Below are 22,112 nucleotides of genomic sequence, written 5' to 3'. Positions count from 1 at the left end.
CGCCCGCTCACTTCCGGGGCTTAAAACCGTAACGCCCCATCACTTCCGGGGCTTAAAACCGTAACGCCCGCTCAGCAAATGAGCGGGCGTTACGGTTTTAAGCCCCATATCTGAGCGGGGGTTTCGCAAAAGAGCCCCGCACGTGAGCGAGCGTTTGGGGGTTAGGCGGCTGCTGCGTTGCGGGCGCCCAATTCCGCATCCAGGCGGAGCAGGCCGTTGCCGTCTGAGCCAATGAGCCGGACGCGGCCAATGATCTCGCCAACGGACGCTTCTTCTTCCAACTGCTCCTCAATGAACCAGTTCAGCATGGGAATCGAATCAATGTCGCCCTCCTGCTGCGCCAGGCGGTACAGGTTGCGGATGGATTCGGACACCTTTTGTTCATGGGCCAGCGATGCCTCGAAAGCTTCCAAAACCGAGTTAATGGTGACGTTCGGGGCGGTGAGCGTGCCAATCTTGGGGGCAGCGTTCCTGTCAGTCATATGATCGGTGAATTTCTGGGCGTGCACCAGTTCTTCCGCTGACTGGGCCAAGAACCAGCCGGAGATCCCGGGCAGGTCCTGGACATCCATTTCGATGGCCAATTGGCGGTAGACCACTGAAGCTTGAATCTCCAGAGTGATTTGAGCGTTGATGGCGTCTGCGAGTTTTCCTTTGAGTTCCATGCCTCCACGCTATGGCCAATTTGAATCTTGTGCACAGTAATTGAGGCTTACCTCATGTGCACACAGTGTCACTTAATGGACCCGATAGCGGGCAAACGGGCGCACTCGGGTAAGTTAGAAGGGATAGAAATCGTTGCTATTTCGCAGATATCCGTTGAATTTTTTGTAGGAGACGCCTCAACCCATGGCAAAAATCATCTATACCCTCACTGACGAAGCGCCCATGTTGGCCACGTACTCACTCCTGCCGATTGTTGAAGCCTTTGCTTCGACCGCAGGTGTTGACGTTGAAACCCGCGAAATCTCCCTGTCCGGACGCATCATCTCCGTTTTCGGCGACTACCTCGCCGAAGACCAGCGTGTTGCTGACGCCCTCGCGGAAATGGGTGCACTGGCCAAGAGCCCGGATGCCAACATCATCAAGCTGCCGAACATCAGCGCCTCCATCCCGCAGCTGAAAGCCGCCGTCGCCGAACTTCAGGCCCAGGGCTTCGCACTGCCGGACTACCCGGACGATCCCTCCACAGATGAGGAAAAGGACGTTCGCGCCCGCTACGACAAGATCAAGGGCAGTGCCGTGAACCCGGTGCTGCGTGAAGGCAACTCCGACCGCCGCGCACCCCTGTCGGTCAAGAACTACGCCAAGACCAACCCGCACAGCATGGGTGCCTGGTCCGCTGACTCCAAGACCAACGTGGCCACCATGGACGACGGCGACTTCCGTCACAACGAGAAGTCGGTTGTCATTGAAGCCGATGACAAGATCAAGATCCAGTTTGTGGCAGCCGACGGTACGCTGACTGTCCTCAAGGACGCGTTCCCGGTTCTGGCCAACGAGGTTGTTGACGGCACCGTGATGCGCGCTGCGGCACTGGATGAGTTCCTCACCGCCCAGGTTGCCCGCGCCAAGGAAGAGGGCGTACTGCTCTCCGCCCACCTCAAGGCCACCATGATGAAGGTCTCGGACCCCATCATCTTCGGTCACGTGGTCAAGGCCTACTTCCCGGAATTGTTCGCCAACTACGGCGACGCGCTGGCAGCAGCCGGCCTGAGCCCGGCCAACGGCCTGGCCTCCATCATCAACGGCCTGGGCGAACTGTCGCAGGACGTTCGTGTCGGCGTCGAAGCAGCCATCAAGAAGGGCTACGAAGACGGCCCCGCCCTGGCCATGGTTGATTCCGATAAGGGCATCACCAACCTCCACGTCCCCTCTGACGTGATTGTTGACGCTTCCATGCCCGCCATGATCCGCACCTCCGGCCACATGTGGGGCCCGGACGGCGCCGAAGCCGACACCTTGGCAGTTCTGCCGGACAGCAGCTACGCCAGCATCTACCAGGTCACGATCGATGACTGCCGTGCCAACGGCGCCTTCGATCCCACCACCATGGGCACGGTGCCCAACGTGGGCCTCATGGCTCAGGCAGCCGAAGAATACGGCAGCCACGACAAGACCTTTGAACTGGCCGAAGCCGGCACGGTTCAGATCGTCAACTCCGCAGGCACCGTGCTGATCGAGCACGACGTCGAAGCCGGAGACATCTGGCGCGCCTGCCAGGTCAAGGACATCCCCGTCCGCGACTGGGTCAAGCTGGCCGTCACCCGTGCCCGCGCCTCCGCCACTCCCGCCGTGTTCTGGCTGGACGAGACTCGTGCGCACGACGCTAACTTGATCATCAAGGTCAACGAGTACTTGAAGGACCACGACACCGATGGTCTGGACATCCAGATCATGTCCCCCGAGAAGGCAACCGCCTTCACGCTGGAGCGCATCCGCCGCGGCGAAGACACCATCTCCGTCACCGGCAACGTGCTGCGCGACTACCTGACTGACTTGTTCCCGATTCTGGAATTGGGCACCAGCGCCAAGATGCTCTCGATCGTTCCACTGATCGCCGGTGGCGGCTTGTTCGAGACAGGTGCCGGCGGATCTGCACCCAAGCACGTCCAGCAGCTCGTCAAGGAAAACCACCTCCGGTGGGACTCCTTGGGTGAATTCCTGGCCCTGGCCGTCAGCTTCGAACACCTCGCCGTGAACGAAGGCAACGCCCGCGCCCAGATCCTGGCAGACACCTTGGACCGCGCCACGGGAACGTTCCTGTTGGAAAACAAGTCCCCGAAGCGCAAGGTTGGCGAGATCGACAACCGCGGCAGCCACTTCCACCTGGCCAAGTTCTGGGCCCAGGAATTGACAGCCCAGACGGAGGATGCCCAGCTCGCTGACGCGTTCGCCGTCGTGGCCAAGACACTGACCGAGAACGAGGACGCCATCATTGGTGAACTCGCGGCAGTTCAGGGCTCCCCGGTTGACCTGGGTGGCTACTTCCACCCGGATGTCACCAAGGTTGCCGCCATCATGCGCCCGTCAGCAACGCTGAACGAAGCCATCGCAGCCCTGAACTAATCCCCACGCCCTCCCAATAAATCGCTGACGCGATTTATTGGGGCCCTCGGGCGCGTGGGCCCACGAACCGAAAAGCCCGCCTCCACACAGGAGGCGGGCTTTTTCTGTGCCGTGGCCTGTCCAGTTGTGGGTGCCTGGTTCTAGGCTGGGAACATGCAGCGCGAAGACTTGCCCGCGACTGAGATTCCAGCCAGCGAAACGATTGCCCCAACGAACGGTGGGGTGGCCCCACACGGTCACCGCACCTTCATGCACATGCTGGTCAATACGGCAGTCGCCAACGTCGTGACCAGCTTCCTGTGGTGGGCCCTGACGTTCTGGGTCTATTTGGAGACTCGCTCCGTGCTGGCGACGGGGCTCATTGGTGGGGCGTACATGCTCCTGGTGGCGTTCTTTGGTCTGTTCTTTGGTGTGCTTGTGGACAGATACCGCAAACATGCCGTGATGGTCGGTTCAACCCTGTGCACGCTCGGGTTCTTCGGCATCGCAGGGCTGATGTTTTTGCTGCTTCCCGAACAAGACCTGCTCAGTCTGTCCGGACCATGGTTTTGGATCTTCGCCATGATAGTGCTGATCGGCGCCGTGATAGAGCAGCTGCGCAGCATTGCGCTGTCCACCACCGTGACGTTGCTGGTCCCGGCCGACCGGCGGGCCAACGCCAACGGTCTGGTGGGCACCGTGCAGGGAATCGGGTTCCTGATCACCAGCGTCTTCAGCGGCCTGGCCATTGGCATGCTGGGCATGGGCGGCACCATCATCATTGCCCTCATCGCCTGCACCGCGGTGCTGGTGCACCTACTAACGCTTTCAGTGCCTGAACCCAAAGTTGTCCGGGATGAAGACCGTGAGGGCTTTGCCGAACTACGCGAAGGCGTTGCTGCCGTCCGGGCCACGCAGGGCTTGTTTGCCCTGATCCTGTTCACCACGTTCAACAACCTGACTGGCGGGGTATTCATGGCGCTCATGGACCCGTACGGGCTCACGCTCTTCCCCGTGGAAGTGTGGGGTGTGGTCCTGGGGGTGACAGCCACGGGGCTCATTGTTGGCGGCGGGCTGGTGGCCAAGTTTGGGCTCGGCAAAAACCCCATCCGCACCATGCTGATACTTGTGGCCTGCACCGGAGTGGTGGGAGGCTTGTTCACCATTCGTGATTGGTGGTGGCTTTGTGTTGTTGGCCTCTGGCTTTTCATGATGCTCATGCCTGCCGTGGAGGCCGCCGAACAAACAGTGATCCAGCGCGTGGTTCCCTTCAAAACCCAGGGGAGGGTCTTCGGTTTCGCCATGACGTTCGAGGCGGCTGCTGCGCCCATCACCGCGTTCATAGTCGCCCCGCTGGCCGAATTCTGGATCATCCCCTACATGGATTCGGTGCCGGGACAGCAGCGCTGGGGCGCGCTGCTGGGCGAGGGCGACGCCCGGGGCATTGCCATGGTCTTTCTGGTGACAGGCATCGCCTCGCTGCTGCTGGCACTGGGCGCCCTGTGTACGCGCTCCTACCGCAGGCTCTCTCGCGCCTATGCCGCAGCCGAGGAGAATACGCCGAATTTGGCAGCATGAGAGGGGTTTTTCGTGTCGGTGCGGGCCGCCGTCGTGCCCAAATCACATCCGTTATCAGATCTTTACGTACAAAGTGTGCTCCACATCACTACTGGAGGGTAGTGTCAAGTCTCGTGAAGCCAATGGCCACGCAGGACAACGAAGTCATGCGGGCCTGGATGCTGACTACGGAAGGCGATTTAATGAACCGCAAGAAAGTTATGACGGCCCTCGCCACGGCAGCGACACTAACGCTGCTGATGACGTCGTGCGCCAATCAGGCGGCCACACCCGGCGCCACGAGTGCTGCTGCCGGCGGTGGCCTGAACCTGGATATTCCTGTTCTAACATCCATTGAGACACCCAAGGATGCCGTTCTCCCCGCGGGGGACGGCAAGGCGACTTGCGAGTCCACCACCACGCTGGCCTACATTGGTGCCGAAACTGGCGCCAACGCCCAGCTCGGCATTAACATCTTCAACGGTATTCAGCTGGCCATTAACCAGCACAACGAGGCCAACCCCGGCTGCCAGGTGGCGTTCAAGAAATTTGACACTGAAGGTGACCCCACCAAGGCCACCGGCCCCGTCACGCAGGCCACCAAAGAAGAAAACATCATTGGTGTGGTCGGTTTGCCGTTCTCCGGTGAATCCAAAGCCACGGGCAACATCTTCGAGCAGCAGAAGCTGGTCCACATCACCCCGTCGGCCACCAACCCGGCCCTGGTCGACAACGGCTGGACCACGTTCTTCCGTGGCTTGGGCAACGACGCTGTGCAGGGGCCGGCAGCAGCCAAGTTCATGACTGACCAGCTCGGCGCCAAGAAGGTCTACCTGGTCCAGGACGACTCTGATTACGGCATCGGTTTGGGAGCCACCACCACTGCCGGTTTGGGCGACGCCCTGGCTGGTTCGGACAAGGTGACAACAGGCCAGAAGGATTTCTCGGCAACCATTTCCAAGATCATCAACGCCAAGGCTGATGCAGTGTTCTACTCCGGCTACTTCGCCGAAGGTGCACCGTTCAACCAGCAGCTGGTGGCCAAGGGCTTCAAGGGTGCGTTTGTTGGCCCCGATGGTGTCAAGGATGACCAGTTCATCAAGCAGGCCGGTGACGCATCCAACAACGCGTTCTTCACCTGCCCGTGTATCCCCGGTGAATTGATCCCCACCTTCGCTGACGCCTACAAGGCCTTGGCGAATGCCGAGCCGGGTACCTACTCCATTGAAGGCTATGACGCCGCCACGGTACTCCTGGCCGGCATTGATGCTGGCAACCAGGACCGTGCCAAGCTGCTCGAATGGGTCAACAACTATGACGCAGCTGGTCTGAGCAAGCACTACAAGTGGGACGACAAGGGCGAACTGCAGGCCCCGGCCGTGTACGGCTACCGGGTCAAGGATGGCAAGATCGTTCCGATCGGCCCCATCGGCGAGTAGCAACACCTTCTGGATGCTGTGGGGCGCGCAGGTAAGCGCCCCACAGCATCCATTCGGGTATAGCCCCACCCATCCGCTCAATGAGGCAGTTTCGGTTCGATTCGAGTTCCGAGACTGACTGGAACTGGACCAACTTATGCTCTCAACAGTTCTCACAGCTGTTCCCGCGGACAGCGACTGGATTAATTTCGACGTCAACGCGCTGGCCCAAAATTTCTGGAGCGCCACCTTTGACGGCCTGACCTTCGGTGCCATTTATGCACTCGTGGCGTTGGGCTACACGCTTGTTTACGGCGTGCTGAACCTGATCAACTTTGCCCACTCAGAAGTCTTCATCATGGGCTGCTATGGAGTCTTCTTCACCCTCAGTTTTCTGGGGTTTGGCCCATCGGCTCCCAATCTGAGCTTCGGCCAAATTTTGATCAATATCATCCTGGCCCTGATAGCGGCCATTCTGGCAGCGGCGGCAACAGCGTTCCTGGTGGAACGGCTGGCCTACCGGCCATTGCGCAAACGCAACGCTCCTCGCCTGGTCTACTTGATCACGGCCATTGGTGCATCCTTTGTCATCCAGTACCTGATCTTTTTGTGGCGTGGTCCGCTCCCGGAGCCGGCCCTGACAATGTTCATACCCACACCCATCTTTGAGGTGTTCGGAACCATCATTGACTCCCAGCAAATCATCATTGTGGTGGCAGCAGTCATCATGATGGTCATTGTTGACCAGTTCATCCGGCGCTCCCGCACCGGGCGCGGCATCCGCGCCGTGGCCCAGGACCCGGACACGGCAACACTCATGGGTGTGAACAAGGAAAAAATCATTGTCACCACCTTCATCATCGGCGGTATTCTGGCCGGTGCCGCAGCACTGTTTTACGTCATGAAGATCCCCTCCGGCGTGCAGTACAACGGCGGATTCATTCTCGGCATCAAAGCTTTCGCCGCAGCAGTCCTTGGCGGCATTGGCAACGTCCGCGGCGCCCTCCTCGGCGGCTTGCTGCTGGGCTTGATTGGCAACTACGGCCAGATCCTGCTGGGCAGCTCGCAATGGACAGACGTTGTGGCCTTTGTGGTTCTCGTCCTGGTCCTGTTGATCCGCCCCGAAGGCATCTTGGGCACCTCCTTGGGAAGGAGCAAGGCATGAGCACCACAGATGGACCAACCCCCATGCCCGGGGCTAAAGCAGCCCAGGCAGCGGCAAACCGCCAGGCAGCGGAAAAGAATCCCAGCACTAGCGCAGACGCCGCCCACAAGACCGGCTGGTTTGGCCGGTGGAATGAAAAGTGGCAGGCCATGCCGCGCCAGAAGCAGTGGCTGTACCTGATCGCCATCGTGGCAGTGGCCTACCTGCTGCCCATTTTGAACCCGCCCATTCTCTCCACCGAGCCTGGCAACGACTTCCCGCTGGCCTTGTTCTCCATGGCGGTTTACGCATTGGTCGCGGTGGGCCTGAACATTGTGATCGGCTACGCGGGCCTGCTGGATTTGGGCTACATCGCCTTCTTCGCAGTGGGATCCTACACGGCAGCCATGCTGACAAGCCCGGACTCGCCGTTCATCAAGGTCCCCTACCTGTGGACCCTCCCGCTGGCCATTGTGGTGGCCATGTGCATCGGCGTGATCCTGGGCATCCCCACCCTGCGCCTTCGCGGTGACTACCTGGCCATTGTGACGCTCGGTTTTGGTGAAATCATCCGCATCCTGGCCACCCTCATCCCGGCCATGAAGGGCCAGGTGGGCTTCCAGAACGTTGGCCGCCCGCCCGGCATGGGCGAGGATGGGATACCCGTTTTTGCCAACTCCAATGGCACCCCTTGGTATTGGCTGACGCTGACCATTTTGATCATTGTCCTGCTGCTCGCTGGCAACCTGGAGCGGAGCCGCGTGGGCCGTTCCTGGATCGCCATCCGTGAAGACGAAGACGCCGCCGAGACCATGGGCGTTCCCACCTTCAAGTACAAGGTGTGGGCGTTCGCGCTTGGCGCCGGTGTGGGCGGCATGTCCGGGGCCTTGTTCGCCGGCCAGGTGGGCTTCGTGAACAACCAAAAGTTCGACGTCGTCACCTCCATCCTGTTCGTCGCCGCCGTCGTTCTTGGTGGCGTGGGCAACAAGGTGGGTGCCGTGTTTGGTGGGGCCCTGGTGGCTTACATCCCGCTGCGTTTCACGGCCATTGCGGAGTACAAGTACCTAATCTTTGGCCTGGCCCTGATGCTGATCATGATCTACCGTTCCAAGGGCTTGATCCCTGCACGGAACAGGCTGCTGGCCTACGGGCAGGAAGCCTATGCGCGCGTACGCAATGGTCCGCCGAAGAAGCCTGCCGTTGCCACTGAAAAGGAGGTCTAGCCTTGGGTGCACACAGTGAAAGCGTTCCGGTTTCCGAGAATGCGGGCGGCGAATCGCCCATTGAGCTCATCGAGCCCATGGAGGTCACAGAGGCTGTGGCTGATGCCGCCGCACCGGAGCGTGAGATAGACGTTGCGGTGGGGGACGATTTGGTGGAGGTGAAGAACCTGACAGTCAAATTTGGTGGTCTGGTTGCCTTGGACAACGTCAGCTTCACTATTAAGCGTGGCGAGATCTTGGGCCTCATTGGTCCCAATGGTGCCGGCAAGACTACCTGTTTCAACGCCATGACTGGCGTGTACAAGCCAACCAGCGGGCAGGTCCTGCTTGAAGGCGGCCTGCTCAACGGCATGAAACAGCACAAGATCACCCGTGCCGGCCTGGCCAGGACGTTCCAGAACATCCGTCTCTTTGGTGAGATGACGGCGTTGGAGAATGTTGCGGTGGGCCTTGACGCCCGGCACAAAACCTCCGTTGTGGGTGCCCTGCTGCGCCTGCCCCGGCACAAGGCTGAGGAGAGGTCAGCCATTGAGCGCGGCATGGCGTTGCTGGAGTTCGTGGGCATTGCCGAGCATGCCGGTTCGCTGGCACGGAACTTGTCCTACGGCAGCCAGCGGCGCCTGGAGATTGCGCGGGCCCTGGCCACGGATCCCAAGCTGCTGTGTCTTGATGAACCGGCTGCCGGGTTCAACCCGGCAGAGAAGGAAGACCTCATGGCGCTCATCCGGACCATCCGGAACGACGGCTACACGGTGCTGTTGATTGAGCATGACATGAAGCTCGTCATGGGAGTGACAGATCGAATCGTGGTCCTTGAATTCGGCAAGAAGATCGCCGACGACGTGCCATCCGTGATTAGGGAAGACCCGAAGGTCATTTCCGCCTACCTAGGGGAGCCTGAAGATGACTTTGCTTGAGCTGAAAGACGTCTCCGTCCACTACGGCCGAATCCAGGCGATCCACAACATGTCCTTCACGGTGGGCGAGGGCGAGATTGTCTCCTTGATCGGTGCCAACGGTGCCGGCAAGACCACCACCATGCGGACCATCTCCGGACTGCTGAACCCCTCTCACGGGTCCATCACGTTCATGGGGGAGGACATCACCAAGATGAAGGCCCACATCCGTGTGGTGCAGGGGATCTCGCAAGCACCCGAAGGTCGCGGTATTTTCCCTGCCATGACGGTTCTGGAGAATCTGGACATGGGTACTTTTGGGCGCAAGGACAGAACGGGTGTCAGTGACGACCTGGAGCGCGTGTTCACGCTGTTCCCGCGGCTGAAGGAGCGCGAAAAGCAGTACGGCGGCACCATGAGCGGCGGTGAGCAGCAAATGCTCGCCATTGGCCGAGCCCTGATGTCCCGGCCCAAGCTGCTCCTCTTGGATGAGCCGTCCATGGGTCTGGCCCCGCAGTTTATCCGGCAGATCTTCAAGATCATCACCGAGATCAACTCGCAGGGAACCACCGTGCTGCTGGTGGAACAAAACGCCAACCAAGCCCTGGCCAGGGCCCACAGGGCGTTTGTTCTGGAGACGGGGGAGATCACCCACAGCGGCACCGGCAAGGAACTGCTGGCCAACCCGGCCATCAAGGAAGCCTACCTGGGCGGCTAGCTCCATTGCGCCGAGGGCGTGCGAAACTGGCGGGGGCGTATGAAATTTCATACGCCCCCGCCAGTTTCGCACGCCCTCGGCGTTGGCAGCCCGGCTAGAGGTCGGTGCGGGTGTCGTTCCAGTAGTGCACGCCCATCTGGCGGCGTGCTTCGTCGAACAATTCCATGATGGCCAGCGAATCAGCCAGCGGCATGGTTGCGCTCTCGAGGAGCCCGCCCTGAATGCAGCGGGTTACTTCACGCAGCTGGTAGGTGTAGCCGCTGCCGGGGTGTTCAAACATTTCCGTGCGCTCGTTGTCCCATCCCACGCTGATCCGCAGGCCTTGGGGGTTGTTGACCGAGCCGATGGTCTCAAGGTAACCCTCGGTGCCGGACACGGTGGCCACGCGCGGCCCGTGCGAGGACAGGTAGCTGATGAGCTGGGCCTGGGCGCCATGGTCGTAGCTGAGCGTCAGGGTGTTTTGCGCATCCACGCCCGACGCCGTCAGTTCTGCGGTGGCCACAACAGCATCCGGCTTGCCGAGAGTGCCCCAAGCCCACAGAAGCGGGTAAACGCTGATGTCCAGGAGCGCGCCGCCGCCATCTACGGGCGCCCAGATCCGGGCGGAATCATCCAAGGGTGCGTTGAAGCCAAGATCGGCGCGAACCCACTTGACCTGGCCAATTTCGCCGGATTCAATGATCTCCAATGCGCGCTGGAAGCCCGGCACAAACCGGGCCCAAACGGCCTCCATGAGAAACAACTTCTTGGCGCTGGCCAAGGCGATCAGGGACCGCGTCTCGGCGGCTGTGATGGTCAAGGATTTCTCGCACAAAACATGCTTGCCAGCTTCCAGTGCAGCCTTGACGATGTCGTAGTGCTGGGCGTGCGGGGTGGCCACGTACACCACGTCAACGTCCGGGTCCGCAACCAGCTGGAGGTAGCCGGGGCCGCTGGTGCCGTCGGGACCGCCGTCGTAATAGTGCGTGGCAAAGCCGAACTTGGCGGCGAACGCCGCCGCACTCTTCTCGCCGCGGGAGCTGACAGCCTGCAGCACGGCATCTTCGAGCAGAGCCAAGTCCGCCGTGACAGTGTTGGCGATGCCTCCTGTGGCAACAACGCCCCACCGCAGGGCTGTGCCGGTGGCGGCAAGAGTTTCAGGGTTGAACGTGGTGTACCAGTCGGGCGTGCCGACAAAACGTGAGATGGTCATCACGCCATTCTGCCAGCAAGCCCCGCGCATGGCGCGAACATGACGAAGGCCCCTATCCGGCGTCGAAATTAAGTTCGACGCCGGATAAGGGCCTTGGGTAGCTACGTCGCCGTGGGAAGACGAACTAGCCCTTGACGGAGCCGCTCATCAGGCCACCCACAAAGTACTTGCCCAACAAAATGTAGACAATCAGGGTGGGGACGGAGGCGATGAGTGCGCCAGCCATGGAGGCGGCATAATCGGTGAGCTGTCCACCTGCCAGGAAGGACAGGGCGATGGTGACGGGACCATTGCGGCCCGAGGAGAAGAACGCCGCGAAGAGGTAGTCGTTCCAGGCAGAGGTGAACTGCCAGATCAACACGACGACGAAGCCAGGCATGGACACAGGCAGGATGACTGAGCCATAGGTACGCAGAATTCCTGCACCATCCATGCGCGCTGCCTCGACCAATTCATCGGGGACGGACGCATAGTAGTTGCGGAAGATCAAAGTACAGATCGGCAGGCCGTAAACAATGTGCAACAGCATCAGCGAAGGGATGCCCTGCGGCACGCCCAGATCACTAACCAGCTGCGTCAACGGGATCATGACGGCCTGGTACGGAATGAACATGCCGAACAGGATCAAGGTGAAGACAATGTTGGAGCCGGGGAACTTCCACTTGGACAGCACGTAGCCGTTGATGGAGCCAAGGAACGCCGAGATCAATGCTGAGGGAACCACCAGCAACACTGTTCGTCCCAGCGAGGGGGCCAACGTGGTCCAGGCCTTGACCCAGCCGTCCAATTCCCAAGTCCGCGGGAGGTACCAGGCACGGGAGGGATCGGCGTCGGCAGTTCCCTTGAAGCTGGTAATGATTAGCACGTAGGCCGGCAGCAGCACAACAATCACGAAGAACAGCAGCAGCGCGTACTTCAAGGTGCGGTTGATGCGGCGTTTGGTGTTGCGCTTGGAATCGGACTTCATGTCCTGCGCGGAACGGGCGCGGTTCTTGTTATTCGCCGTTGCGGTAGTCATTAGCGCTTCTCCGCTCGTGAGGTGTACATCAAGTAGGGGATGACCACCAAGGCGACCAGGACCAACAAGATGGTTCCGATGGCGGCGGCATCTGCATAGTCACTGCCGATGTACTTGACCCACATCAGCGTGGCGGGGACTTGAACGTCGTAGGTGTTGGCGTCGGGAACAATGGCCCGGATGAGGTCAAAGAGCTTCAGGGACATGTGGCCGATGATGATCACGGCTGAGAGCATCACGGGGCTCAGCTGCGGGAAGATCACATGGCGGTACAGCTTCCATTCGGTGCAACCATCAATGCGGGCTGCCTCGCGGAGTTCATCGGGGATGCCGCGGAAGCCCGCCAGGAACAGTGCCATGACGTAACCCGAAAGCTGCCAAATGGCGGGAACAGCAATGGCGGCAATGCCCCAGGTGGGGTCGGACCACCAGTCGTTTTGCAGGGCGCCCAAACCGACGCTGTCCAGCAGACGGTTCAGGCCCGTGGTGCGTTCACCGCCGGGCTGGGTGGTCTGCAAGCTGGAGAGCAGCCAGCGCCAAACAACACCCGAGGCGATGAAGGAGATGGACATGGGGAACAGGTACACCGAGCGGAAGAAACCTTCACCCTTGGCTGGCTGTTCCAGAATCCAGGCCCAGAGGAAGCCGAATATCAAGGTGCCACCGAGGAAGACGATGGTCAGGATTAGCAGGTTCCACAGTGAGTGCTGGAAGTTTGGGTCTGCCAAAAGGTTGGAGTAGTTCTCGAAGCCAACGTATTTGTTGCTGGGCTTTGCCGTGTGCTGATTGGTCAAGCTGACACGGAAGTTTTCAATGATGAGCCAGTAGACGAAGATGCCAACCAGGATCATAGTGGGTGCCAGGAGCAGTACGCCCGGACCCCAATGTTTTACACGTTTTAACATGATTTGCCTCCTTCCGAAGAAAATCGGTACAGCATGGCTTGGGGGCGGCGCAACATCACTGTCGCGGCCGCCCCCAGGCTCTATGCGTTTTTGTTACTTGGCGAACTTCGCCGCGATCTCTGCAGCGGACGTCTGCAATCCGTCAACGTTCTTGTCGCCGCCGAACTTGCTCACGGCGGTGCTCAGATCGTTCAACCAGGCAACGGGCACTGCTGCACCGTGAGCCAGGGAGGAAACAATCTTGTCCTGGCCAAAGTCCTTGATGGCGCTCTTCTGGTATTCAGAGAAGTCATCGGTCTTGGCAGTGGTGTTGGCCGGGATGGAACCCTTGACCTTGTTGAAAGCAGTCTGGCCTTCAGCGGAGCCGATGGTGGTCAGCCACGCCTTGGCGCCGGCCGGGTTCGGAGCACCCTTGGGCAAGGTGAAGGAGTCAGCGAGGAAGTCGAAGGTGCCCGCTGTTCCCGGTGTGGGGAAGTAGACGTAGTCGACGCCGGGCTTGTCGCCATCCTGAGCGAACTTGGCTTCTGCCCAGTCACCCATGACGTTGTAGGCTGCTGCGCCATCCTGAACGAGCTGCGTGGCCGGAGCCCAGTCGCTGAGGGAGTCGCGGTCGGTGTTGGTGTAGGTCAGGGCCTTTTCGTAGGCCGTGATGGCCTTGGTTACGTCGGCGCCCTTCCAGTCAGTCTTGCCATCCCACAGGCCGTTGTAACCATCGGTGCCTAAGCTGGAGAGCAGGATGTTTTCAAACAGCTGAACCTGGGTCCAGGAACCGGCAACAGCCAAGGGGATCTTGCCCGTGGCCTTGATCTTGTCCATGTCGGCGAACCAGGCATCGAGGTCCGCTGCAGGCTTGGTCGGGTCGACGTTGGCGGCCTTGAGCACTTCAACGTTGGCCCAGACCACGTTTGCACGGTGAATGTTGGAGGGGACGGAGTAGATCTTGCCGTCAACAGTCAAACGATCAACCAGGTCCTTGGGGAACTGGGCCGTGAGGTCATTGTCCTTGTAGAAGGAGGAGAGATCTTCGAGCTGATCAGCGTCGATGTAGTCCTGGAGTTCGGCACCAGCGTGGGCCTGGAAGGAATCCGGCGGGTTGCCAGCCTTCAACTGGGCAGCCAACACGCTCTTGGCCTGTGAACCGGCACCACCGGCAACAGCCAAGTTGTCGAAAGTGACATTCGGGAAGTCGGTGCCAAATACCTTGACCAAGGCATCCAGGCCGGCCTTCTCCGAACCGTCGGCCCACCAGGTGAAAACGCCAACTTTGCCTGTTGCATCCTTGGCGTTGGAGCTGTCACTGGGGGTGTTGTCGGCGCCGCCGCCACAGGCCGCCAGGGTCAGACCCAGCGTTGCAACTCCGGCAAGCAACGATAGACGACGTCGCATGTTTATCCTCCGTGAATAATTGTTCGAAATGATGATCGGCAGGAGTACAAGACGTACCCGCTCTCCAAAAGTTACCTGCATCACAATTTGCAGTCAACTATTTAACGCAACAGATTGGTAACAGTCTGAAATGTTGCCGAAATGAGGCGGCATCAACTTATGGTTTTGGTGGCCGCCTCCGACTGTGACGGGCCCAGTCGTCAGCGCCGGTCCTGTGGCAGGCCGCGGCGGGACAGTGCCAAGGAGATGGCGCCCAGGGCTTCAGCCCGGTCGCCAAGTGATGACATGACAACAGTGGTTCCCTCGCCAATAGCGGGGACGGCATGGCGGATCAAGCCGCGACGGATGGGGTTCAGCAGGGTTTCGCCCAGGGCCGCCAAGGGTCCGCCCACAACGATGATCTCAGGATTGATCATGTTGGCCACGTTGGCGATGGCCCTGCCGACGGCCATCCCGGCGTCGTCAATGACACGCAGGGTGGCCGAATCGCCTGCCATGGCGTGGCGGATGATGGCACCAACCGTCAAGGTCTCACTCTCGCCCCGGCTCAGCAGCTCGATCATGACGGCCGTTGAGGCCACTGTTTCAAGGCAGCCGCGGTTTCCGCAGCGGCACACCAATCCCTGATCAAAGATGGTGGCATGGCCGATCTCTCCGGTGATTCCGGTATGCCCATAGTAGGGTGCGCCATTGAGGATCAGGCCCGCCCCAATCCCGCTGCCGATCTTCAGAAAAACCAGGTCACGGGCAGCCTTGTGCTCGCCCCAGGTGACTTGGGCCAGGGCCCCCAGATTGGCGTCATTGTCGGCAAAAATAGGCATGTCCAGGGCTTCTTCAAGCCGCGCCACAATATTGACTCCCACCCATTCGGGCAGGATGGCCCCGCGAATAACTGTGCCTGTCCTGTGGTCAATGGGCCCCGGAACGCCAACGCCGGCACCCTTGACCTGGCCGCGTTCGATCCCGGATTCTGCCAAGAGATCCGCCAACATGGCCGCGGCTGTGGCAATACTTTCGGAGGCCAGGTGACCAACCGGGAGCGGCGCAAACTTTTCGGCCTTGACGATGAGTCCCTGACTGGCCAGGACCACCCTGACGTGGCTGCGGCCAAAATCAATTCCAGCGGCAATCTCAGGAGTTTCCAGCAGGCTCACGGCCAATGCGCGCCGCCCAGAACTGGTGGTGGGATGGGTGGTGGTCAGCCCTTCTGCCGAAAGGGCCTTGACAATGTTGGAGATTGTTGCCGTGGACAGTCCGGTGGCGCGAGCCAGTTCAGCCTGGGACAAAGCCCCAAGTTCTCGCAGCGTTTCAATGATGAGTCGTTGATTGCGCTGGCGCAGGGCTGATTGTGAACCGGGCTTGGGCATGTGGCCGGCGGCAGGTGTGGGGGCATTACTCATTGTAGTAGCGTGCATCACACCGGGTAATGCAGTCAAGAGGTTAACGCAAAATGGACTCTCACATGCTTTTTGTCTTAACGCAAGAAATGTGAATCCTGTTATGGATGCCTGTTTTACTGCAGGAAGGAGCCTTCACGAGCTGGCCGACTAGGCCCCATGCGTTCATGAGTGTCCAATAGTTGTTGAAATTGTTGGAAATGTTAGTTTTTGGGCATTCGCTCTAGGGCTGGACCAGCTTGTGCTTGCGGGCCAACGCCACGTAGTTTTCGGCGTTTTCGCGAACGTGCTCACGTTCCTCGGCGCTCAGTTCCCGGCGCACCTTGGCCGGAACACCCGCTACCAGGGAGCCCGGGGGAATGACGGCGCCTTCCAGAACCACCGCGCCACCTGCCACCAGGGAACCTGCCCCAATGACGGCACCGTTCATGACAGTGGCGCTCATGCCAATCAGGCAGTCGTCCTCAATGGTGCACCCGTGGATGACGGCGCTGTGGCCCACACTGACACCGCTGCCAACGTGGGTGGGGAAGCCGGGGTCGGCGTGCAGCACCACATTGTCCTGCAGATTGCTGCCCGCACCGACGCTGATGGAGTTGGTGTCCCCGCGCATCACCACACCATAAAAGGCGCTGGCGTCAGCCCCCAGTGTGGCCTGGCCAATCAGAACTGCCGTGTGCGCAACGAACGCACTTTCATGCACTGTGGGGGTAATGCCGTCAAAAGTGATCAGTTGATTCATGGTGGATCCGTTCCAGGAGGCGGGCAGGCTGTTGCCAACGCACGCATTTGCACTCTTCTAGCCGATGGTACCCAATGCTGGCTTGCCGCAACGGGCAAATCGTCCCGTGAGCGCCGTCGGGTGGTGAGATTGCACCCACACTTTCTGGCGGCGGCGCCGCTACTGTGGAAGCTGAGGGAACAGCCCGGGCAAACCACTAAGGAGTAAACATGTTGTTGGCGTTGTTGCAGGCTAATGCCGTGCCGCTGGACATGGCGGGGAACCTTGCCGTCATTGATGCAGCGGCCAGTGACGCTGCCGCCGCCGGCGCTGACCTCCTGCTCACACCTGAGCTGTTCGTGCCCGGCTACGATCCCGAACGCATTCACGCCGAATTTGCGCCCGGGCAGTTGCCGCGGCTTCGCCATGAGCTCGCCGATATTGCCAGACACCACGGCATCGCCCTGGTCTACAGCCTCCCGCGAGTGGACGGCGCCCGCCTCAGTATCAGTGCCACACTGGTGGACGCCACCGGCGCCGAGCTGCTGGACTACGGAAAAGTTCACCTCTTTGGCGGCGCCGAGCGGGCGGCTTTCGTCGGCGCAACGGAAGCTCCCGGCGTCGTGCAGTTCAAGGACCTGTTTCTTTCGATAGTCATTTGCTACGACGTGGAATTCCCCGAGACAGTACGCGCGGCAGGCGTGCGCGGGGCCGACGTGGTGCTGGTCCCCACTGCCCTGGCGCACGGATTTGACGAAGTTCCGCAGGTTTTGGTGCGGGCCCGGGCGCTGGAAAACCATGTGGCGCTCGCCTACGCCAACCACTGCGGCGTGGAATCATCCGTGGCCTTTGGTGGCGGCAGCGTCATTGTCGGGGCCGACGGCGGATTCCTCGCCACCGCCGGGCCGGACGCCACGCTGCTCTACGCCCAGCTCGACGCCGAAACCATCCGGTCCACCCGCAAGGACGTGCCCTACCTGTCCGAACGCCGCCCCGAACTCTACGCAGAGTGGGCCCGGCACTAGGGCACAGGCGGGGAATACTGCAGGGCGATCCAGAGGTCCGCTCGGGTCTGTGCGTCGTTGAGGTCGCGGTCCAGCAGTTCAGCGACGACGCCAATCTGGCGCCGGACGCTGTTGCGGTGGAGCCCCAGCGCCTTGGCCGTGGCATCCCAGTTGCCGTTTTGCGCCAGCCAGCCGCGCAGCACGTCCAAGAGGGCGTCCTGGCGTTCAGGTTCCAGCAACGGTGCCAACACCTGCCCGGCCAGCATGGCCCCGGCTTCGCGGCCCAACAGCCCCGTCACGGACCACGTCACTGAATCCACCCGCAGGGTCTCCGCAGTGGCGCGTGCCCGGGCGCGCAGGGCACCCACTCGCTGATAGGCGGCTGGCAGGCTGTTTAGTTCCACGGGGTCGCCGATGACCAGCCGCCAGCCGAGGCGCTGCGCCTCGGCCACGGCGGCGTCGTCAACCTTCAGGCGTGTCACCGCGGCAAAGCCATATTCGGTGATCTCCACGAGCTTGGTGTCGAAGATGCGCCGCCACTGCAACAGCTCGCGTACGGGGGAGTCGGAGCTGCGCCACTGCGGCGCGTCCACATTGACGCCTTGGACCACGCGCATGGGCGCCGACCGGGTGGAGCCAAGACTTTGCGCCAGCAAGTCCTTCGCGGCCGACACTTCGCGGGCCGTGCCCGTGGCGAGCGTCTCCGGGTGCAGCAGCAACGCGGTGGCCAGCTGGCTGGGGGCCAGCGAGCCGCTGGTGCGTTGCCGGGAGAGCAGCTCCAGCAGGCCGACGGCCGAGGAGACAATGTTGTTGTGGGCCGGTGACAACCGTTCGGCCGAACCAATCACCAGGGCGCCAAGATTCACATCCCGGGTGCTGCGCAGCGGGTGCCCCACCACGGACTCGGATCCGGGTGAGGGGTAGCTGTCCAACTCCACGCGGGGGCCTGACCCGGAGAACAGCCGCTGTAGCAGCGGGCCAAGCGTCACGACGTCGGCCGGGTTGCTTCCGGCGCGAGCCCGCACCTTCCCGTCGGCCCCCACCAGCACCGCCCAGCAAGGCACGCGCTGCACTAGGGTTCCCAAGACTTCCTGGTCCGGGCGGGGGGACAGCACCGAGCGCATGAGCATCCGGTTGGTCTCGGCGAGTTGGCGGAACACCTTGGCCGAATCGGACTCCAGAAGCTGGGCAAACTGCAGCCCGATGGCGGCGAACGGCACCGTGGGTGGCACCTCCACCAGTGTCAGCCCGTGGCGTCGGCAGGACGCTGCCAGGGCAGGCGGCACCTCATGGTGGTACGGGGTCAAGCCAAACCCCAGGGCGCAGACCTTGGCCCCGGCCAGCCGCTCCACATAGGCGTCAATCGCATCCGCAGTCCCGCCCTCGCCCAGCAGGGGAAGCCCGGCAGTCAGGACAAACTCGCCGTCCATCAAATACGGCGTGGGGTCAGCCAGCTCGCTCGGCTCCACCCAGCGCAGGCGTGCCTGCAGATTGGCGTCGTGCAAAATGGTCAGCTCATCGGGCAGCTCCGCCAGGAACTGGGCCAGGGTGACAGAGCGGAACCGTGACTCCACTTCCTCATTGGACAGGGGAAGGGCACGGACCCGCTGGCCCTTGGTGTCAGCGGCCATGGGTGTACACCCGCTGCAGTCTCGGGGCGATGCGGTTGATGATCTCGTCGCCATGGCTGTTGATGGCCGCGCCCCAGTCATCGGCGCTCGCCGCCCCCACCTCCGGATCGCCAAACAAAAGCGCCGTGTCACCGACCTTGACGCCGGTCTGGTGCCCCAGATCCACCATGAACTGGTCCATGCAGACCTTGCCGATGACCGGCACCTTGTGGCCGCCCACCATGACGATGCTGCTCCCTGAGATGCCCTTGGGAATGCCGTCGGCGTAGCCCAGCGGGATAAGCCCCAGATAGCGTGATTCGTGGGTGATGGCCCGGTGTTCGTAGCTGACACCCGTGCCCGCAGGGACATGCTTGACCAGTACCACGGGAGCCGAAACGGACAATGCCGGGCGCAGGCCGAAGTCGGCCGGGTCAAGGTGCTCGGCAGGAGAAAGCCCGTACATGGCAAGGCCGGCCCGCACCATGTCGAAATGGAATTCGGGCCTCGCCAGGATGTTCGCCGAACTGGAGACGTGCCGCAACGTTGGCGTCAGCCCGACGTCGTGCGCCTCCTGGACCGCCTCCTCAAAGTCCGCCACGGCGGCCGTGTTGGCCGGGTGCGCCGGGACATCGGCCCAGGCGAGGTGTGTCCACACCCCGCGGACGGACACGGCGCCGGTGAGTTCCGCCGCACGCGCCGCGGCCACCAGGGCGGGCCAGTCCTCACGGCGGGCGCCGCCACGACTGAGGCCGCTGTCCAGCTCAAGATGGATGAACGCCGTCCGGCCCAAAGCGTGCGCGGTCCCGGCCACAACTTCCAGCTGGGCCACACTGCCCAGGGACACATCGATGTCATGCTGCACGGCGTCCGTGATGGCGCCACCGGATGAGGTGGCCAGGTAGAGCCAGGCCAAAATGGGGGTGGTGATGCCATCGCGCCGCAGGGTCAGGGCCTCCGATAACTGGGCTGTCCCCAGCCAGTCGGCGCCGGCGGCCACGGCGGAACGTGCCGTTTCCAGCAGGCCGTGGCCATAGGCGTTTCCCTTGACGACTGCCATGAAATGCGGGGCTGTGGTGTGAGCGCGTAAGATGCGTACGTTGTGCTCTATGGCGTCCAGGTCAACGCTGACCGTGCCGGTGATGAGTTCCGAGGAGCCGGGAACGGTTGGTGCGTTTAGTCTCATGGACACAGCGTACAGGACGTTTTGCACTCCAATGAGATGCGCATCACAGGAATAGTGTTGAGGAACTTGCACAGCATTACCTGCACTCGCAGGACCACACAGAATGGGATTTAGAGAATGTCACTACGTGATCAGCCCAGCCCGCAGTCAGTGTCGACTGCAACCGCCGGGGGTCCGCACGGAAGCAGGCCAGCCGTTGGCCTGGGGCGGCAACTGCTGCGCCGCAAGCCCCTGGGGCAGATGCTCCATGAAGCCGAGACTGGCTCCGGCGGCCGGAAATTGGTCCGTAGCTTTGGCGTCTTCCAATTGACCATGATCAGTGTGGGAGCCACGCTGGGAACCGGCATCTTGGTGATTCTTGGTGATTCCGTGCCTTTGGCCGGGCCCGCCGTGTTCATCTCCTTCCTGATTGCTGGCATCGCCGCACTGCTCTCCGCCGTGTCGTACGCGGAAATGGCGGGCATGGTGCCGGCGGCAGGATCCAGCTACTCCTACACCTACGTCACCCTGGGTGAGGGCATGGCCTGGATCTGCGGATGGTGCCTGGTGCTCGAATACGCGGTCTCGGTGGCCGCCGTGTCCGTTGGGGCCGGTCAATACATCAACGAATCCTTGGCCGCCTTTGGCTGGGCGCTGCCGGACGCCATCTCCCAGCCGCCCGGAGCCGGTGGTTTGCTGAACCTGCCAGCCATGGCCATTGTGTTGCTGTCCATGGTTTTGCTGATTCGAGGTGCCAAGGAAAGTGCCTGGGTCAACACGGCCATTGTGATCGTCAAGATCGCGATCCTGCTGTTCTTCTGCGCCATTGCTTTCAGCGCCTTCTCCATAGGAAACTTGAGCCCGCTCATGCCCATGGGTGCCGCAGGCGTCTCCGCCGCAGCATCCCGGGTGTTCTTCTCCTATATAGGGTTCGACGCCGCTTCCACCGCCGGCGAGGAAGCCAAAAACCCGCAGCGTGATCTGCCCCGGGCCATCATGCTGTCCATGATCATCGTGACCACCTTGTATGTGCTGGTGGCTGTGGCCGCCGTCGGCGCCCGCGAATGGACCTGGTTCGACGGAACCCAGGCGGCCCTGGTGCAGATCCTGCTGGAAGTCACGCACCAGCCGTGGATTGCCCTGGTGTTCTCCGTGGGCGCCGTGCTGGCCATTGCCAGCATTGTCTTGACAGTGCTGTACGGCCAGACCCGCATCCTGATGTCCATGTCCCGGGACGGGCTGGTGCCCAAAATATTTGGCCGGATCTCCGAAAAGCGCGGCACTCCCGTGGCCGGCACCTTGATTGTGGGCATCGTGGTGGCGCTGACGGCGGGGCTGGTCCCGCTCGGTGCCCTGGCCGATGCCACCAGCATCGGCACCCTGTTCGCCTTTGCCCTGGTCAACATTGCCGTGATCTACCTGCGCCGCAACCGTCCCGAGCTCAAACGCAGCTACAAGGTGGCGTTCTACCCCGTGACCCCCATTCTGGGCGCGCTCATGTGCATCTACTTGATGGTCAACCTGGGCGGCCACACCTGGGTGGTGTTCCTCGCATGGATGATGGTGGGGTTGCTGGCATACTTTGGCTACGGCCGCCGCCATTCCAAGGTGGCAGCCCTGTCCGAGGACGAATACCAAGAACTCTCCACCCGCAGCATTGAGACGGACAACGCTCCCTCCGAGGACACCAACACCGTGAAGGCACCGTAA

18 protein-coding genes are annotated in these 22,112 nt (G+C 61.5%); 9 read left to right on the top strand and 9 right to left on the bottom strand.

The genetic code is table 11. The annotated features are described in order from the left end of the window. Nucleotides 1-161: 161 nt before the first annotated feature. Nucleotides 162-665, bottom strand: coding sequence for a ferritin (locus CVS28_RS04015; RefSeq protein ID WP_103464149.1), 504 nt, complete (start codon nt 663-665; stop codon nt 162-164). 184 nt (nt 666-849) lie between these two features. On the opposite strand from CVS28_RS04015, the gene CVS28_RS04010 reads away from it, so the two are divergent. The 7 genes from CVS28_RS04010 (at nt 850) to CVS28_RS03980 (ending at nt 10,004) form a co-directional block, all read left to right on the top strand. Next, nucleotides 850-3,069, top strand: coding sequence for an NADP-dependent isocitrate dehydrogenase (locus CVS28_RS04010; protein WP_103480716.1), 2,220 nt, complete (start codon nt 850-852; stop codon nt 3,067-3,069). Between the two features lie 153 nt (nt 3,070-3,222). After that, nucleotides 3,223-4,626: an MFS transporter gene (locus tag CVS28_RS04005; RefSeq protein WP_103480715.1), complete on the top strand. Its 1,404-nt coding sequence runs from the start codon at nt 3,223-3,225 to the stop codon at nt 4,624-4,626. 182 nt (nt 4,627-4,808) lie between these two features. Beyond that, nucleotides 4,809-6,044: a branched-chain amino acid ABC transporter substrate-binding protein gene (locus CVS28_RS04000; RefSeq protein ID WP_103464410.1), complete on the top strand. Its 1,236-nt coding sequence runs from the start codon at nt 4,809-4,811 to the stop codon at nt 6,042-6,044. A gap of 136 nt (nt 6,045-6,180) precedes the next feature. Beyond that, nucleotides 6,181-7,188: a branched-chain amino acid ABC transporter permease gene (locus CVS28_RS03995; RefSeq protein ID WP_103464152.1), complete on the top strand. Its 1,008-nt coding sequence runs from the start codon at nt 6,181-6,183 to the stop codon at nt 7,186-7,188. Then, entirely contained in the window at nt 7,185-8,390 is a 1,206-nt protein-coding gene (locus CVS28_RS03990; RefSeq protein ID WP_103464153.1) for a branched-chain amino acid ABC transporter permease, read from the top strand. The genes CVS28_RS03995 and CVS28_RS03990 overlap by 4 nt, the downstream gene beginning before the upstream one ends. A 77-nt stretch (nt 8,391-8,467) precedes the next feature. Next, the gene (locus tag CVS28_RS03985; protein ID WP_103480915.1) at nt 8,468-9,307 is read left to right on the top strand and encodes an ABC transporter ATP-binding protein; all 840 of its coding nucleotides are present in this window, start codon (nt 8,468-8,470) and stop codon (nt 9,305-9,307) included. Beyond that, complete coding sequence (locus CVS28_RS03980) at nt 9,294-10,004, top strand: ABC transporter ATP-binding protein (protein ID WP_103464154.1); 711 nt, start codon at nt 9,294-9,296, stop codon at nt 10,002-10,004. Before CVS28_RS03985 ends, CVS28_RS03980 begins: the two co-directional genes overlap by 14 nt. Before the next feature lie 94 nt (nt 10,005-10,098). Here CVS28_RS03980 and CVS28_RS03975 read toward each other — a convergent pair whose 3' ends face one another. The 6 genes from CVS28_RS03975 to CVS28_RS03950 form a co-directional block, all read right to left on the bottom strand. Further along, nucleotides 10,099-11,196 carry a Gfo/Idh/MocA family protein gene (locus tag CVS28_RS03975; RefSeq protein WP_103480714.1) on the bottom strand — a complete coding sequence of 366 codons (1,098 nt, stop codon included), beginning with the start codon at nt 11,194-11,196 and terminating at the stop codon, nt 10,099-10,101. Between the two features lie 124 nt (nt 11,197-11,320). Next, nucleotides 11,321-12,163, bottom strand: a complete 843-nt coding sequence (locus tag CVS28_RS03970; RefSeq protein ID WP_103464412.1) for a carbohydrate ABC transporter permease — start codon at nt 12,161-12,163, stop codon at nt 11,321-11,323. A gap of 50 nt (nt 12,164-12,213) precedes the next feature. Further along, entirely contained in the window at nt 12,214-13,119 is a 906-nt protein-coding gene (locus CVS28_RS03965; protein WP_103464156.1) for a carbohydrate ABC transporter permease, read from the bottom strand. 93 nt (nt 13,120-13,212) lie between these two features. Next, on the bottom strand, nt 13,213-14,505 hold the full coding sequence (locus CVS28_RS03960; RefSeq protein ID WP_103464157.1) for an ABC transporter substrate-binding protein: 1,293 nt from the start codon (nt 14,503-14,505) through the stop codon (nt 13,213-13,215). Between the two features lie 200 nt (nt 14,506-14,705). Further along, complete coding sequence (locus tag CVS28_RS03955) at nt 14,706-15,905, bottom strand: ROK family transcriptional regulator (RefSeq protein ID WP_103480713.1); 1,200 nt, start codon at nt 15,903-15,905, stop codon at nt 14,706-14,708. A gap of 220 nt (nt 15,906-16,125) precedes the next feature. Continuing rightward, nucleotides 16,126-16,644 carry a gamma carbonic anhydrase family protein gene (locus tag CVS28_RS03950; protein WP_103480712.1) on the bottom strand — a complete coding sequence of 173 codons (519 nt, stop codon included), beginning with the start codon at nt 16,642-16,644 and terminating at the stop codon, nt 16,126-16,128. 209 nt (nt 16,645-16,853) lie between these two features. On the opposite strand from CVS28_RS03950, the gene CVS28_RS03945 reads away from it, so the two are divergent. Continuing rightward, a complete protein-coding gene (locus CVS28_RS03945) occupies nt 16,854-17,648 on the top strand; it encodes a nitrilase-related carbon-nitrogen hydrolase (RefSeq protein ID WP_103480711.1) in 795 nt (264 codons plus the stop codon). Here CVS28_RS03945 and CVS28_RS03940 read toward each other — a convergent pair. Together CVS28_RS03940 and alr are read right to left on the bottom strand one after the other, a co-directional pair. Beyond that, nucleotides 17,645-19,258, bottom strand: coding sequence for a PucR family transcriptional regulator (locus tag CVS28_RS03940; protein ID WP_103480710.1), 1,614 nt, complete (start codon nt 19,256-19,258; stop codon nt 17,645-17,647). The genes CVS28_RS03945 and CVS28_RS03940 overlap by 4 nt on opposite strands. After that, entirely contained in the window at nt 19,248-20,423 is a 1,176-nt protein-coding gene (gene alr / locus CVS28_RS03935) for an alanine racemase (RefSeq protein WP_103480709.1), read from the bottom strand. The genes CVS28_RS03940 and alr overlap by 11 nt, the downstream gene beginning before the upstream one ends. Nucleotides 20,424-20,663: 240 nt before the next feature. Here alr and CVS28_RS03930 point away from each other — a divergent pair, with 240 nt between their 5' ends. Continuing rightward, nucleotides 20,664-22,112, top strand: coding sequence for an amino acid permease (locus tag CVS28_RS03930; RefSeq protein WP_243399704.1), 1,449 nt, complete (start codon nt 20,664-20,666; stop codon nt 22,110-22,112).

Origin of the sequence: Arthrobacter glacialis, assembly GCF_002909415.1 — a bacterium.
GTDB lineage: Bacteria > Actinomycetota > Actinomycetes > Actinomycetales > Micrococcaceae > Specibacter > Specibacter glacialis.
This window is presented reverse-complemented; position numbering and strand designations above follow the sequence as displayed.

What these genes read in the sequence shown, in the direction of transcription:
- CVS28_RS03990 (WP_103464153.1), top strand. Translation starts at nt 7,185, where the DNA reads ATGAGCACCACAGATGGACCAACCCCCATGCCCGGGGCTAAAGCAGCC.
- CVS28_RS03955 (WP_103480713.1), bottom strand. Translation starts at nt 15,905, where the DNA reads ATGAGTAATGCCCCCACACCTGCCGCCGGCCACATGCCCAAGCCCGGT.
- CVS28_RS04005 (WP_103480715.1), top strand. Translation starts at nt 3,223, where the DNA reads ATGCAGCGCGAAGACTTGCCCGCGACTGAGATTCCAGCCAGCGAAACG.
- CVS28_RS04000 (WP_103464410.1), top strand. Translation starts at nt 4,809, where the DNA reads ATGAACCGCAAGAAAGTTATGACGGCCCTCGCCACGGCAGCGACACTA.
- CVS28_RS03945 (WP_103480711.1), top strand. Translation starts at nt 16,854, where the DNA reads ATGTTGTTGGCGTTGTTGCAGGCTAATGCCGTGCCGCTGGACATGGCG.
- CVS28_RS03950 (WP_103480712.1), bottom strand. Translation starts at nt 16,644, where the DNA reads ATGAATCAACTGATCACTTTTGACGGCATTACCCCCACAGTGCATGAA.
- CVS28_RS03970 (WP_103464412.1), bottom strand. Translation starts at nt 12,163, where the DNA reads ATGAAGTCCGATTCCAAGCGCAACACCAAACGCCGCATCAACCGCACC.
- CVS28_RS03995 (WP_103464152.1), top strand. Translation starts at nt 6,181, where the DNA reads ATGCTCTCAACAGTTCTCACAGCTGTTCCCGCGGACAGCGACTGGATT.
- CVS28_RS03975 (WP_103480714.1), bottom strand. Translation starts at nt 11,196, where the DNA reads ATGACCATCTCACGTTTTGTCGGCACGCCCGACTGGTACACCACGTTC.
- alr (WP_103480709.1), bottom strand. Translation starts at nt 20,423, where the DNA reads ATGAGACTAAACGCACCAACCGTTCCCGGCTCCTCGGAACTCATCACC.
- CVS28_RS04015 (WP_103464149.1), bottom strand. Translation starts at nt 665, where the DNA reads ATGGAACTCAAAGGAAAACTCGCAGACGCCATCAACGCTCAAATCACT.
- CVS28_RS03980 (WP_103464154.1), top strand. Translation starts at nt 9,294, where the DNA reads ATGACTTTGCTTGAGCTGAAAGACGTCTCCGTCCACTACGGCCGAATC.
- CVS28_RS04010 (WP_103480716.1), top strand. Translation starts at nt 850, where the DNA reads ATGGCAAAAATCATCTATACCCTCACTGACGAAGCGCCCATGTTGGCC.
- CVS28_RS03985 (WP_103480915.1), top strand. Translation starts at nt 8,468, where the DNA reads ATGGAGGTCACAGAGGCTGTGGCTGATGCCGCCGCACCGGAGCGTGAG.
- CVS28_RS03930 (WP_243399704.1), top strand. Translation starts at nt 20,664, where the DNA reads ATGCTCCATGAAGCCGAGACTGGCTCCGGCGGCCGGAAATTGGTCCGT.
- CVS28_RS03960 (WP_103464157.1), bottom strand. Translation starts at nt 14,505, where the DNA reads ATGCGACGTCGTCTATCGTTGCTTGCCGGAGTTGCAACGCTGGGTCTG.
- CVS28_RS03940 (WP_103480710.1), bottom strand. Translation starts at nt 19,258, where the DNA reads ATGGCCGCTGACACCAAGGGCCAGCGGGTCCGTGCCCTTCCCCTGTCC.
- CVS28_RS03965 (WP_103464156.1), bottom strand. Translation starts at nt 13,119, where the DNA reads ATGTTAAAACGTGTAAAACATTGGGGTCCGGGCGTACTGCTCCTGGCA.